The sequence below is a fragment of the Prosthecobacter dejongeii genome (assembly GCF_014203045.1).
GTDB lineage: Bacteria > Verrucomicrobiota > Verrucomicrobiia > Verrucomicrobiales > Verrucomicrobiaceae > Prosthecobacter > Prosthecobacter dejongeii.
Genome location: NZ_JACHIF010000007.1, coordinates 284,537 through 297,196 on the forward strand (window position 1 = coordinate 284,537; position 12,660 = coordinate 297,196).

Genomic DNA, 12,660 nt, shown 5'->3' on the forward strand with positions numbered 1-12,660 from the left:
TTCCTTGCGCTCCCGTTAGTCTGGTAGCCCACACAGTTCTCTGTATAGGGAGCAGCCTTGAAATCCTCATCACTCTCCACCCCGCGAGACCAAGAAATCCACGATGGTCTCCGCTAGGGTGCTACTGATCCCGGGCACCTTCGAGATCTCCTCTGGGGTCGCTTTGCGTAGCCGCGCCACCGAGCCAAATTTCTTCAACAGCGTCGCTTTGCGCGCTTGGCTCACCCCCGGGCAATCATCCAGCAGGCTTTCCTCCACCCGTTTGCCTAACAAAAGTTGGTGATATCCGTTGGCCCATCGGTGGGCCTCATCGCGGATGCGTTGTAGCAGCTTCAGCGCCCCCATCTCATGCGGCAGCACCAGCGGGTCCGGCTCATGCGGCCGATAGATTTCCTCGCGCTCTTTCGCCAGGCCGATGATCGGCAGATCAGAAAGCCCCAGCCGCTGCAGCTCCTTCATCGCCATGCCGAGTTGTCCCTTGCCACCATCCACGATGACCAGATCCGGCAGCCGGACGAATTTCTTCTTTTTTTCAGACGGCAGCTCCGGCAGCTTCGCAGATTCCAGTCGGCGCATCATCTCCAGCGGTGTTTCCTGGGAGTAGTCCGCCTCCTCGCCCATCACTTCTCGGCCCTCCAGCAGGATGCGCGAAAATCGGCGGCGGATCACCTCCGCCATGCTGATGAAGTCATTCTGCCCCGTCACCGCGCGGATGCGGTAGCGGCGGTAGTTGGCATTGTCCGGCGTACCATCCTTGAAGCGCACCATGCTGGCCACGCAGTGCGCTGTGCCGATGTTCGCAATGTCAAAGCACTCCATCACCAGCGGCGGTTTGCCCAGGCCCAGGGCCTCCTGCAGCTCCTTCACATCCGCCATCGGGTCCAGGGTGGAGATCACCTTCGCCCGCGCCCCGCGTTGGAAGCTGCGCGTCGGGCTCAGCGTCTTCTTCAGGTCCTCCACCATGTCCCGCAGCTCAGCCGCCTTTTCAAAGTCCAGCTTCATCGCCGCCTTCTGCATCTCCTCCTCCAGCAGCGAGACCAGGTCCTTTGTCCCTTTCCCATCGAGGAAGGAACACGCCTGCTCCATGCGCTGCCGGTACTCTTCCACGCTCACCCGCCCGATGCACGGCGCGCAGCAGTTCTTGATGATGTCGTTGGAGCAATGTTTGTAGTCCTGCTCATCCGGGCGGATGGGGCGGCAGACCCGCAGACCAAACTTCTTGTTAAGCCAGTTCAGCGTCGTGCGCAGCGCACCCGAATGGGCAAACGGCCCAAAGTAGCGCGCCCCGTCATCCCGCTTCATTCGCGTCAGGGTGAACTTGGGAAAGTCGTCCTGCAGATTCACCCGCACCATTAGGAAGCGTTTGTCATCGCGGAAGCTGATGTTGTACTTCGGCCGGAATTCCTTGATCAGCTTCCCCTCCAGCAGAAGCGACTCCGGCTCATTGCGCACCTGGTGGATGTCGAAATCCCAGATGCTGGCGATCAGTGCCCGCGTCTTCCGGTCCACCAGCTTGGAGCGCGCCGGGGTAAAGTAGTTCGACAACCGCTTGCGCAGGTCCCGCGCCTTCCCCACATAGATCACGCTGTTCAGTCGGTCCCGCATCACATACACCCCCGGCGTGTGGGGCACATCACGCAGTTTCGCCATCAGGTCAGGTTTGGATCGGGGGTCAGGCACTATATGAGGAAAGCTATCGTTTGTGGACAAAGTCAATGGCGCTGCGATCAAACTTACCTTGCAAAAATAAAGAATTGTTTGAAAAGACGAATTTTGCTCAAAATTAACGAGGGAGTGCTAGGTAGGGATGCCTTTGTCTTGAGCTAGAGGACCGTGCAAGATGGTGTGGAAAAAAAGGTTTCACGATCTTCTATCATTTGAAGCGTGCGCACCTCTAGTATTCATGCGTATCATATTCTTGAATCACTGCCCCAACCCATGTCTGCGACACCCATTCCTGCCCAGCCACCGGAAAAGCTCACCGGCATTCATATCGGCAAGACCAAGCACTCGGCCGCTGGTGTGCCGGCCGTGGCGAATTCCCTGAAGCATGTGTACGGAAGCAGCGGCCTTCTGCGCGGCACCTCGGCCATGCTGAAGCTGAACCAGACAGGGGGCTTTGACTGCCCGAGCTGCGCCTGGCCCGACCCGGAAGATCACCGCAGCGCCTTTGAGTTTTGCGAAAACGGGGCGAAGGCGATTGCCTCTGAAACCACCAAGAGCCGGGTCACTCCGCAGTTCTTTGCTGACAACAGCGTGGCCGAGCTTTCCGAGTGGAGCGATTACGAGATGGACCAGGCCGGGCGCATCACCCATCCCATGATTTTGAGGGAAGATGCAACCCATTATGAGGAGATTTCCTGGGACGATGCCTTCAGCCTCATCGGGCAGGAGCTGAATGCGCTGGCCTCGCCCGACGAGGCAGTGTTTTATACCTCAGGCCGCGCCACCAATGAGGCGGCTTTTTTGTACCAGCTTTTTGTTAGGCATTTCGGCACGAACAATCTGCCTGACTGCTCCAACATGTGCCACGAATCCAGTGGCGCGGCCCTGGGCCAAAGCGTGGGCGTGGGGAAGGGGACGGTGACCCTGAAGGACCTGGAGACGGCCGAAACCATCCTCATCATGGGCCAGAACCCAGGGACGAACCACCCGCGCATGCTCAGCAGCCTGCAGCGCGCGGTGGAAAACGGGGCCACCATCATCGCGGTGAACCCGATGAAGGAAGCGGGCCTCACCGGCTTCATGCACCCGCAGCAGGTGAAAGGCGTGCTGGGCATGTCCACCCCCCTGGCGAAACACTTTCTTCAAGTGAACCTGAATGGCGACCAAGCCTTGCTCAAGGGCATCGCGAAGACTCTCGTGGAAGATGGCAGCCTGGATGAAGGATTCCTGGCCGAACATGTCCAAGGTTTTGAGCCCTATCGTGAGCATCTGCGCGGGCTTGATTGGGCGGAGTTGGAAAAGCTGTCTGGCATCCAGCGCGATGTCATGCAGCTGGTGGCCCGCCAAGCTGCCAGCGGTCAGCGCAAGCTCATTACCTGCTGGGCCATGGGGTTGACCCAGCACAAAAATGCCGTGGCCACCATCCAGGAGGTGGTGAACATCCACCTCATGCTGGGGGCCATTGGTCGCGAAAGCGCAGGCCTCTGCCCCGTGCGCGGTCACAGCAATGTGCAGGGAGACCGCACCATGGGCGTCTTTGAGAAGATGCCGGAATGGTTCATGGACAACTTGGAAAACGTCTTCCAGTTCCCGGTGCCCCGTCATCATGGCTGGGATACGGTGGCGGCCATTCAGGCCATGCATGAAGGTCGTGGCAAAGTGTTCTATGCCCTCGGTGGAAACTTCCTCCAGGCCACGCCGGACACCGAATTCACCGGCGAAGCCCTGCGCCGCTGCCATCTCACGGTCCATGTTTGTACCAAGCTCAACCGCAGCCATTTGGTCACTGGGCGCATCGGCTTGATCCTGCCCTGCCTGGGGCGCAGCGAGTGGGAAGTGCGCGGCGACCTCACCCAATTTTGCACCGTGGAAAATAGCATGAGCGTGGTGCACTCTTCGCATGGTCACCTGGAGCCCGCTTCACCGCATCTGCTGAGCGAGCCTGTCATCGTCGCCCGCACGGCAGCCGCCACGCTAGGCGCAAGATCAAAGGTGGACTGGGCCGCATTGGCGGAGGACTACGACCGCATTCGCGACCTCATCGAGCGTGTGGTTCCAGGCTTTGAGGACTTCAACAGCCGCATTCGTGAACCCGGCGGTTTTTATCTGCCAAACACCGCCCGCCAGCGCATCTGGAAAACCCGCAGCGGCAAGGCCGAGATCCATACTCACGACCTTCAAGTCCTGGTGCCTGGGCCGGGCCAGCTTGTCCTGCAAACCTTCCGCAGCCATGACCAGTTCAATACGACCGTCTATGGTCTAAATGATCGTTACCGTGGCATCGGCAATGAGCGCCGGATCATCTTCATGAATCCTCAGGACATGAAGGACCGTGGCATCGGGCCGCTGGAGCCGGTGGACATCACCAGCCATTTCAAAGGCGAAACAAGGCATGCCCCGCGTTTCCTCGCCGTGCCCTACGATCAGCCGCCCGGCAATTGCGCCGCCTACTTCCCAGAGGCGAACGTACTCGTCCCCATCGGCAGCTTTGCTGACGTCAGTCTCACCCCCACTTCCAAGAGTGTTTTGGTTACCATCCAACGTTCTGCTTAATATCGTGTCGAACCTACCTTCTATGAAACCTGCCTTCATTGCCCTCCTTACCCTGATGACCGCCATGTCAGGAGCTGCCATCGTCGAAAAACCTGTCGAATACAAAGCAGGCGATGTCGTTTGCGAAGGCTGGCAGGCTTATGACGATGCCGTCCAGGGAAAGCGCCCCTCCATTCTCATCGTCCATCAGTGGACCGGGGTCAGTGACAATGAAAAGATGCGTGCCAAAATGCTGGCAGAGCTGGGCTACAACGTCCTCGTGGCTGATGTTTATGGCAAAGGCATCCGCCCTCAGCCCCCTGAAGCGGGTAAGGAGGCCGGCAAGTACAAAGCGAACCGCCCTCTGCTGCGTGATCGCGTGAATGCCGCCCTAGCCCTGCTCAATAAGGATGCGCAGACTGACACCTCAAAGGTGGCTTGCATCGGTTACTGCTTTGGCGGCACCGCTGCCATTGAGCTTGGTCGCAGCGGAGCCGCCGTCAAAGGCATCGTTAGCTTCCATGGCAGCTTGGATTCCCCCAATCCTGCAGACGGTAAAAACATCAAGGCCAAGGTGCTAGCCCTCCACGGTGCCGATGACCCCTTCGTCGCAGCCAAGGACCTTGCAGCCTTTGAGCAGGAGATGAAGGATTCGGGTGTGGATTTCAAACTTGTTCAATACCCAGGCGCAGTACACAGCTTTACTCAGAAAGCCGCTGGCAATGACAACAGCAAAGGGGCTGCCTATAACGAAGCTGCGGATAAAGCTTCCTGGGATGAAATGAAGGCCTTCTTTGGTCGAATCTTCGCTGAATAAAGTTCCATGAAAACACTGCGATTCCTCTCCCTCCTGGTCGCAGTGACGGCCGCAGTCTCAGCCCTTTCGGCTGAGACTAAGCCCGCCTCTGCGAGTCCCGCGCCGCTGAGCGGTTTGGTCGAAAAAGAAGCCACCGATTTCTTGCGCTTTGTCGAAAACGACGAAGGCGAATCTCTGCAAACCGCCATCGTTACCTACGTTTCACCCGCCGGAGTGAAGGTGGATCTTGTTGGGGCTGTCCACATAGCAGACAAGGCCTATTTTGATGCGCTGAACGCCCAATTTAAAACCTACGAGGCCGTGCTATATGAACTTGTGGGTCGCCCGATTGAATTGCGTGAGGATTTAAAACCTGGCGACGGCTCTGAAAAACTTCAATGGCTGGGTCAAGTTCAGGAAACCCTGCGCAAAACCCTAAAGCTCGAGAGCCAGCTTCGCGGCATTGATTATAAAGCAAAAAATTTCGTTCATGCAGACATGAGCGTGGAAGGTTTTTTTGAATCTCAGGAACAGAAAAAGGAAACCTTCATCAGCCTCTGGCTCAAAGCCATCCAGGCTCAAGCATCCCTGGATCGTAATCGTCCCCAGCCCAGCATGGTGGAACTGCTCATGATCATGCGCCAGGAAGATCCCTCCATGGATCTCAAACGCCTCGTCGGGCAAGAATTCGACAGCATGGAAAAGCTGATCATGGGTATGGAATCCAATGGCGGCACAAGCATCATCGGTGAGCGCAATCGCTTCGCCTTGGAAGTCTTGGATAAGGAAATCAAAGCCGGCAAAAAGCGGCTCGCTATCTTTTATGGAGCCGCACATTTACCCGACATGGAAAAGCGTCTTTTGGCTCAAGACTATAAGCTTCAAAAGATCGAATGGGTGAAAGCCTGGGATCTTCCCTGGGAGGAATGATCCTAGCCCAAATGAAACTGCATTTTTTTTGCTCAAAAAGCAAAACATCTGTTGCATGTTCCAGTGGCTGGCTATAATCACAGCCCTGCAAATCAGCAGCCCTGCTCGGGTGGCGGAATTGGTATACGCGCAAGACTAAGGATCTTGTGCCGAAAGGCTTAAGGGTTCGAGTCCCTTCCCGAGCACCACTCTTCTCAACAGAAAGAGTGACGCCCTCAAAACAACAAGACGAGTGGCTGGCAAGATTCCTGCGACCATTGGCGTAGTTCAACTCATGCTCACTCTTTCCGGTCCTTCCCATGGCAAACTTTGCGACGGCTATTCTCGTCGTGACTTTCTGCGTATTGGTGGCCTTGCCATGGGTGGACTTTCTCTGCCAGACCTTTTGAAGGCTGAAGCTGAGGCCAAGGCAGGGCGGAGCTTCAAATCCATCATCATGATCTATCTATGCGGCGCACCGCCGCACCAGGACATGTGGGATCTGAAGATGGATGCCCCGCTAGAGATCCGTGGCCCTTACAAGCCGATTTCAACCAATGTGGCGGGCATTCAGATCTCCGAGCATGCGCCAAGGCTGGCCAAGATGATGGACAAACTGGTGCCCATCCGCAGCATGTATGGATCTCCCACGGGGGCGCATGATTCCTTTATCTGCTACACAGGCCGCGCTCCAAATCCAGCAGGTGGGGCAGCACCGACTGGGCGGCAGGCTGATCACCCCTCATTGGGAGCCGTCGTTTCTCGTTTGAAAGGACAGGCAGATCCTGCGATGCCAGCCTTCATTGGTCTGTCGCCGAAGGCTGGCCACCCACCTTATGGGTCGCCTGGGCATCCTGGTTATCTGGGGCCTTCCCATTCCGCCTTCCGCCCCAATGGGGCCGGGGTAGAGGACCTAAAGCTGAACAACATTTCCATGAGCCGGCTAGATGATCGCCGTGCTTTGCTCACAGGATTTGACCAGTTTCGACGCGATCTGGACCACTCGGGTTTGGTGGAAGGTATGGATTCGTTTAACCAACAAGCTTTCAACGTGCTGACCTCCAGCAAGTTGCTTGATGCGCTCAACTTAGAAAAAGAGTCGCCAAAAACTCGCGAACGCTATGGCAAGGGAGATCCAAAGAACTACGGAGATGGAGCTCCGCTGAATCTCGAACACTTTCTCATGGCTCGTCGTCTTGTCGAAGCAGGCGCGCGCGTCGTGACCCTGAACTTTGGCCGTTGGGATTTCCATGATCGCAATTATCCCCAATTGCTGCGTCATTTGCCTTTGTTTGACCAAGGCATGAGTGCACTCGTGCAGGACCTCCATGACCGCGGACTGGACAAAGATGTAGCCGTGGTGGCCTGGGGCGAGTTTGGCCGCACGCCGACGGTCAATGCACAGGGCGGTCGCGACCATTGGCCGCGCGTGGGCGGTGCGATGCTGGCCGGCGGCGGATTCAAAACCGGGCAGGTGATCGGTGCGACAGATCGTCTGGGCGGTGAACCGACGGAGCGCGGCGTACACTTTGGGGAAGTGTTTGCCACGCTTTATCAGTTCATGGGCATTGATCCACACAAAAATACGTTAGACGATCTTTCCGGTCGTCCACAGTACTTGGTGGATGGCTGGCAGGCAATGCCTGAACTTGTGTAAAAGTTAAATCGGTAAGAGTCTGATGGATGCCTGCGTATGAATACGCATGTCGTTACTGCATCCAATGCGCAGGCACACACGCCGTGAGGCGATCCAGGCGGGAGCGATAGGCCTCTTGGGGTTTGGGATAAATCATCTTACCGCTCTTCATTCACTGGCAGCTCCAGCCTCGCCACCACGGGCGAAATCCGTGATCTACATTTTCCTTTCAGGCGGCCTTGCGCAGCATGAAAGCTTTGATCTGAAACCAGACGCACCGATGGAAATTCGCGGAGAGTTTAAACCTATCCGCACTCGTACACCAGGCCTTCACATTTGCGAGCACCTGCCACGACTCGCCAAGATCTCAAACAAATGGTCACTGGTGCGTTCCTTGACCCATGGCAGCAACGATCATTCCTTCAGTCATCATGTCATGCTGACGGGACGGAGTGAACTGCCGATCGGAATTGATCGGACAAAACCGCAGAAGTCAGATCACCCGAGCATGGCGGCGCTGGCAACAGCCCTACTGCCACGCACGAACAACCTGCCTCCCGCAATTGTGTTGCCGGATAAGCTGGTCCATCGCACGGGCAGCGTTTTGCCCGGCCAGTTTGGAGCTACGTTAGGTGCCAAGCACGACCCTTGGTTTCTAGAAATGTCCCCTTACCATCCCAAGCATTATGGCGCTTTTCCGCAGTATCTATTTCATCATGAGCGAGGATTCGAGGTGGATGAGAGTCTGTGCTTTCAAGCACCTCATTTGTCCCTGCCTCATGGCCTAACATTGGATCGCGTGATGGACAGAGTCTCCCTACGCAATGCGTTGGAGCAACAGACCGATGACCTAACCACGATCGCTGGAGATGTCTCGTTCGATGCAACTCGCCAAGCGGCCGTGTCATTGTTAGGAAATAGGAAAGTTCATGAAGCTTTCAGCCTTGATAAAGTGGAACCCAAATGGCTAGACAGATATGGTCGCCACAGCTTTGGCTGGAGTTTGCTGATGGCAAGGCGCTTGGTGGAAAGTGGGGTGCGAATGGTGCAGGTAAATTTGGGGAATAATGAGACCTGGGATACCCACCAGGCTGCATTCCCAAATTTGAAGAATCATTTGTTACCGCCCATGGATCAGGCCGTGAGTGCCTTGATCGAAGACCTAGATGCCCAGGGTTTGTTGGATGAGAGCTTGATCGTGATGGGCAGCGAATTTGGTCGCACCCCGAAGATTTCCAAGCTCAGCGCCACCGCATTGCCTGGACGTGATCATTGGGGGAGCGTTCAAAGCCTGCTGATTGCAGGTGGTGGAGTCAAGGGGGGAAGGGTGATTGGGGCCAGTGACAAAACAGGAGGCTACCCGGCCAGCGATCCGCAAACTCCCGAAAATTTAGCGGCTACGATTTACGAGGCTCTAGGCTTACCCCGCGAACAGATGTGGCAGGATTTCACGGGCAGGCCACATACACTTTATATGGGTTCGCCCATCGCGGGTTTAGTCTAAAAAAACACGGCTGACATAATCTGGAGCTCATCATACGTATTGTTTTTGATTCGAACTATCTCCTGCAATCATGCTTTCGATCCACGGTTCTTCACACTCAGGGTTTTGCGATGGCAGAAGTCGCCGTGACTTTTTGAAAATCGGCGGATTGGCCATGGGTGGGTTTTCGCTACCTCAACTCCTGAAGGCTGAATCGCAACAAGGCAGCCGAACGAAACACAAAGCAGTCATCATGGTCTTCCTGCCTGGTGGGCCCGCGCATCAAGACATCTTTGATTTGAAGCCGGATGCTCCCTCTGAAATTCGGGGGGAATTTAAGCCCATTTCGACGAATGTGGCAGGAATACAAATCTGCGAGTTGCTTCCCCGAATGGCCAAGATCATGGATAAGTGTACGCTTATTCGCTCGATGGCAGATTGCGATAGCAGTCACGATGCTTTTCAATGTCTGACGGGGCGCAGTGGCAAACGACAGCCTCCTGGTGGCTGGCCGGCGATGGGCGCGATTGTCTCTCGTTTACAAGGCCCTGTAAATTCCGCCATGCCGCCTTTCGTGGGGCTTTCCCCCAAAATGGGACATGCACCTTGGGCAAGAAATGGCGAGCCTGGTTATCTAGGCGTCGCTCATGCTCCATTCCAGCCAAACCGGGGCGGTGGCACCGATGACATGACTCTGCATGGGATTTCGCTCGATCGTCTGCATGATCGCGCGGGTCTGTTAAAGAGTTTTGATCAGCTTCGCCGTGACATGGATGCCAGTGGATTGATGAGCGGCTTGGACGCTTTTAATCAACAAGCGCTAGGCGTCTTAACGAGTCCTAAGTTGCTGCAGGCACTCGACTTGAGCCGAGAAAATCAACGGATAACGGCACGCTATGGTCAGGGGGAAAATCGAAATCGTGATGATGGTGGACCTCGCCTAACAGAGCACTTTTTAGCGGCTCGTCGCTTGGTGGAGGCAGGGGCACGTGTCGTCACTCTAGGCTTCAGTCGTTGGGATTATCATGCCAATAATTTTGGCCAACTTCGCGAAGATCTCCCTCTTCTTGACAGTGCTCTAAGTGCCTTGATCACTGATTTGCATGAACGGGGTTTGGATGAAGATGTGGCCGTCGTCGTGTGGGGCGAATTCGGTCGCACTCCCACCATCAACCCCAAAGGAGGTCGTGATCACTGGCCCCGTGTTTCCTGCGCTCTAATGGCAGGTGGCGGAATGAAGCATGGGCAGGTCATTGGTGCTACGGATAAACTGGCGGGAGAGGCGACTGATCGTCCCGTGGCCTTCGGAGAGGTATTTGCCACGCTTTATCAGCACCTCGGAATTGATGTGAACAAAGTCACTCTTGATGACCTTAGTGGTCGCCCTCAATACCTCATTGAAGGCGGCTACCCAGCCATGCCCGAATTGATTTAAAATTTGTAGCTTTCATGCGCGTCTCATTTCTTTTTTGTCTTTGGATCACCAGCTTAAGCTATGCAGCGGAAGCTCCACGGCGTTTAAACTTCGCCAATGACATCGTGCCTATTTTGACAAAGGGGGGATGCAATTCCGGTGGCTGCCATGGCAAAGCTAGCGGTCAAAACGGCTTCAAGCTATCTCTGCTTGGCTTTGAACCTCAGGAAGACTACGAACACATCGTGAAAGAAGCCCGCGGGCGTCGTCTCTTTCCCGCATCACCAGAACAAAGTCTGCTTTTAACCAAAGGCACTGCCCAGTTGCCTCATGGCGGTGGCAAAAAGTTAGACCCTAAATCTGAAGATTATCAGGACCTCGTTCGCTGGATCCGGGAAGGCATGCCCTATGGCAAAGATACCGACCCCAAGATGACTCACATCCATGTGGAACCCGCTGTTTTGACAATGCCGCTCAAAGGCAGCCAACAACTGAAAGTCACCGCTCATTACACTGATGGCTCCACAAGAGATGTCACGAAGAGAGCGCTTTATGAGCCTAATGAAAAAGCCATGGCGGAAGCCAGTGAGTCAGGCAAGGTCACCCTTTTTGACCTGCCGGGTGATGTCGCTGTGATGGTGCGTTATCAGGGGAAAGTCACCACCTTTCGTGCCACAATCCCACTTGGAGCACCAGTGGAACAGACACCACCCGTGCGAAATTTCATTGATGAGCTGGTCATCGCCAAACTGAAGGTGATCGGCATGCCGCCATCAGAGATATGTGACGATGCCACTTTCCTACGTCGCGTCACCTTGGACGTCACTGGACGTTTACCCACTCCAGAGGAGATGAAGGACTTTCTGGCCTCTAAAGATACCAACAAGCGTGCATTGCGTGTCGCTGAACTGGTCGATAGTCCCGAGTATGCAGAATACTTCGCCAACAAATGGAGCGCACTGCTCCGCAATCAACGCACCCAACCCAGCTATGCACGCGGGAGCTATCTTTTCTGGTCATGGATCCGCGATAGCCTCGCAGATAACAAACCGTTTGACCAAATCGCTCGCGAGGTCGTGACCGCCTCGGGTAGTTTGGATCAGCATCCACCCGTGGCTTGGTATCGGCAGGTGAAAGAGCCCAAACAGCAAATGGAAGATGTGGCTCAGCTTTTTCTTGGCACGCGCATGCAGTGTGCCCAGTGTCATCATCACCCTTTCGAAAAATGGAGCCAGCAAGACTATTATGGCTTCGCCGCTTTCTTTGCCAATGTCAGTCGCAAAGCCTCGGGCGCGAAAGATGAAGATCTGGTTTTTAATAAGCGTGGCCTCGCCCAAATGATGAATATCCGCACCAAACAGCCTGTGTCTCCCACCAGTCTAGGAGGGGAGGCTTTAAAGCTCCGGCCAGAGCAGGATCCTCGCCAGACATTGGCTGACTGGATGAGCCGTGAAGACAATCCGTTCTTTGCACACACACTGGTGAATCGTTATTGGAAACATTTTTTCAATCGTGGGCTTGTGGAGCCGGAGGACGACATGCGCGAAACAAATCCGCCCGTGAATCCAGAACTCCTAAATGCTTTGGCCACTGAATTCGTAAAGAGCGGCTATGATTTGAAACGATTGGTACGCACCATCACGAATTCTTCTACATACCAGCTCAGTGCTCAGCCTAACCAGTGGAATGCCAAAGACCGCCAAAGTTTCAGTCGTTATTATCCCAAACGTCTGAATGCTGAAGTGTTATATGATGCCGTAAACAATCTGTTGGAAACTGAAAGCAAGTTTGCCGGTCAAGCACCCGGCACACGAGCGGTGGCATTACCCGACAATAGCTACAATCAAAGCACCTATTTCCTCAATGTCTTTGGGCGTCCAGACTCATCAAGCGCTTGTGAATGTGAGCGCACGCAGGAGGCCAGTTTGGCTCAAAGCCTCCACTTGTTGAATGCAGCAGACATTCAGACTCAGCTCGCGCGGCAGGATGGTCGTGCAGATCGTATGGCCAAAGACATGCGACCTGATGATGACAAAATCACAGATGTGTATCATTTGGCGCTGAGCCGTGACCCGACTCCTAAAGAACTCCATTTAGCCCAGGAGCACCTAACCAAAAAGATCATTGGTAAAAAGGATCTTGAGCTGATGACCAGTCGAAAAGAAGCTTTTGAGGATATTCTCTGGGCCTTGATGAATACCAAAGAGTTTCTGTTCAACCATTAA

8 protein-coding genes and 1 tRNA gene are annotated in these 12,660 nt (G+C 55.0%); 8 read left to right on the plus strand and 1 reads right to left on the minus strand.

Features of this window, described 5'->3' with window-relative positions; genetic code table 11:
- Positions 1 to 69 precede the first annotated feature (69 nt).
- Positions 70 to 1,680 carry an excinuclease ABC subunit UvrC gene (locus HNQ64_RS16905; RefSeq protein ID WP_343075906.1) on the minus strand — a complete coding sequence of 537 codons (1,611 nt, stop codon included), beginning with the start codon at positions 1,678 to 1,680 and terminating at the stop codon, positions 70 to 72.
- A gap of 258 nt (positions 1,681 to 1,938) precedes the next feature.
- Here HNQ64_RS16905 and HNQ64_RS16910 point away from each other — a divergent pair, with 258 nt between their 5' ends.
- The 8 genes from HNQ64_RS16910 to HNQ64_RS16945 all read left to right on the plus strand — a co-directional run bounded on the left by HNQ64_RS16910 (position 1,939) and on the right by HNQ64_RS16945 (position 12,660).
- A complete protein-coding gene (locus HNQ64_RS16910; protein WP_184210760.1) occupies positions 1,939 to 4,218 on the plus strand; it encodes an FdhF/YdeP family oxidoreductase in 2,280 nt (759 codons plus the stop codon).
- Positions 4,219 to 4,240: 22 nt separating this feature from the next.
- Positions 4,241 to 5,014, plus strand: coding sequence for a dienelactone hydrolase family protein (locus tag HNQ64_RS16915; protein WP_184210762.1), 774 nt, complete (start codon positions 4,241 to 4,243; stop codon positions 5,012 to 5,014).
- Between the two features lie 6 nt (positions 5,015 to 5,020).
- Positions 5,021 to 5,923, plus strand: coding sequence for a glutathione S-transferase family protein (locus HNQ64_RS16920; RefSeq protein ID WP_184210765.1), 903 nt, complete (start codon positions 5,021 to 5,023; stop codon positions 5,921 to 5,923).
- A gap of 103 nt (positions 5,924 to 6,026) precedes the next feature.
- Positions 6,027 to 6,111 (plus strand) — tRNA-Leu (locus tag HNQ64_RS16925).
- A gap of 86 nt (positions 6,112 to 6,197) precedes the next feature.
- Positions 6,198 to 7,559: a DUF1501 domain-containing protein gene (locus tag HNQ64_RS16930; protein WP_184210767.1), complete on the plus strand. Its 1,362-nt coding sequence runs from the start codon at positions 6,198 to 6,200 to the stop codon at positions 7,557 to 7,559.
- 64 nt (positions 7,560 to 7,623) lie between these two features.
- Positions 7,624 to 9,042 carry a DUF1501 domain-containing protein gene (locus HNQ64_RS16935; RefSeq protein WP_221305473.1) on the plus strand — a complete coding sequence of 473 codons (1,419 nt, stop codon included), beginning with the start codon at positions 7,624 to 7,626 and terminating at the stop codon, positions 9,040 to 9,042.
- A 70-nt stretch (positions 9,043 to 9,112) separates the two neighbouring features.
- Positions 9,113 to 10,456, plus strand: coding sequence for a DUF1501 domain-containing protein (locus HNQ64_RS16940; RefSeq protein WP_184210771.1), 1,344 nt, complete (start codon positions 9,113 to 9,115; stop codon positions 10,454 to 10,456).
- A gap of 14 nt (positions 10,457 to 10,470) precedes the next feature.
- The gene (locus tag HNQ64_RS16945; protein ID WP_184210773.1) at positions 10,471 to 12,660 is read left to right on the plus strand and encodes a DUF1549 and DUF1553 domain-containing protein; all 2,190 of its coding nucleotides are present in this window, start codon (positions 10,471 to 10,473) and stop codon (positions 12,658 to 12,660) included.

Coding starts and splice junctions, on each gene's coding strand:
- HNQ64_RS16935 (WP_221305473.1), top strand. CDS start 7,624: ATGCGCAGGCACACACGCCGTGAGGCGATCCAGGCGGGAGCGATAGGC.
- HNQ64_RS16945 (WP_184210773.1), top strand. CDS start 10,471: ATGCGCGTCTCATTTCTTTTTTGTCTTTGGATCACCAGCTTAAGCTAT.
- HNQ64_RS16940 (WP_184210771.1), top strand. CDS start 9,113: ATGCTTTCGATCCACGGTTCTTCACACTCAGGGTTTTGCGATGGCAGA.
- HNQ64_RS16920 (WP_184210765.1), top strand. CDS start 5,021: ATGAAAACACTGCGATTCCTCTCCCTCCTGGTCGCAGTGACGGCCGCA.
- HNQ64_RS16915 (WP_184210762.1), top strand. CDS start 4,241: ATGAAACCTGCCTTCATTGCCCTCCTTACCCTGATGACCGCCATGTCA.
- HNQ64_RS16910 (WP_184210760.1), top strand. CDS start 1,939: ATGTCTGCGACACCCATTCCTGCCCAGCCACCGGAAAAGCTCACCGGC.
- HNQ64_RS16930 (WP_184210767.1), top strand. CDS start 6,198: ATGCTCACTCTTTCCGGTCCTTCCCATGGCAAACTTTGCGACGGCTAT.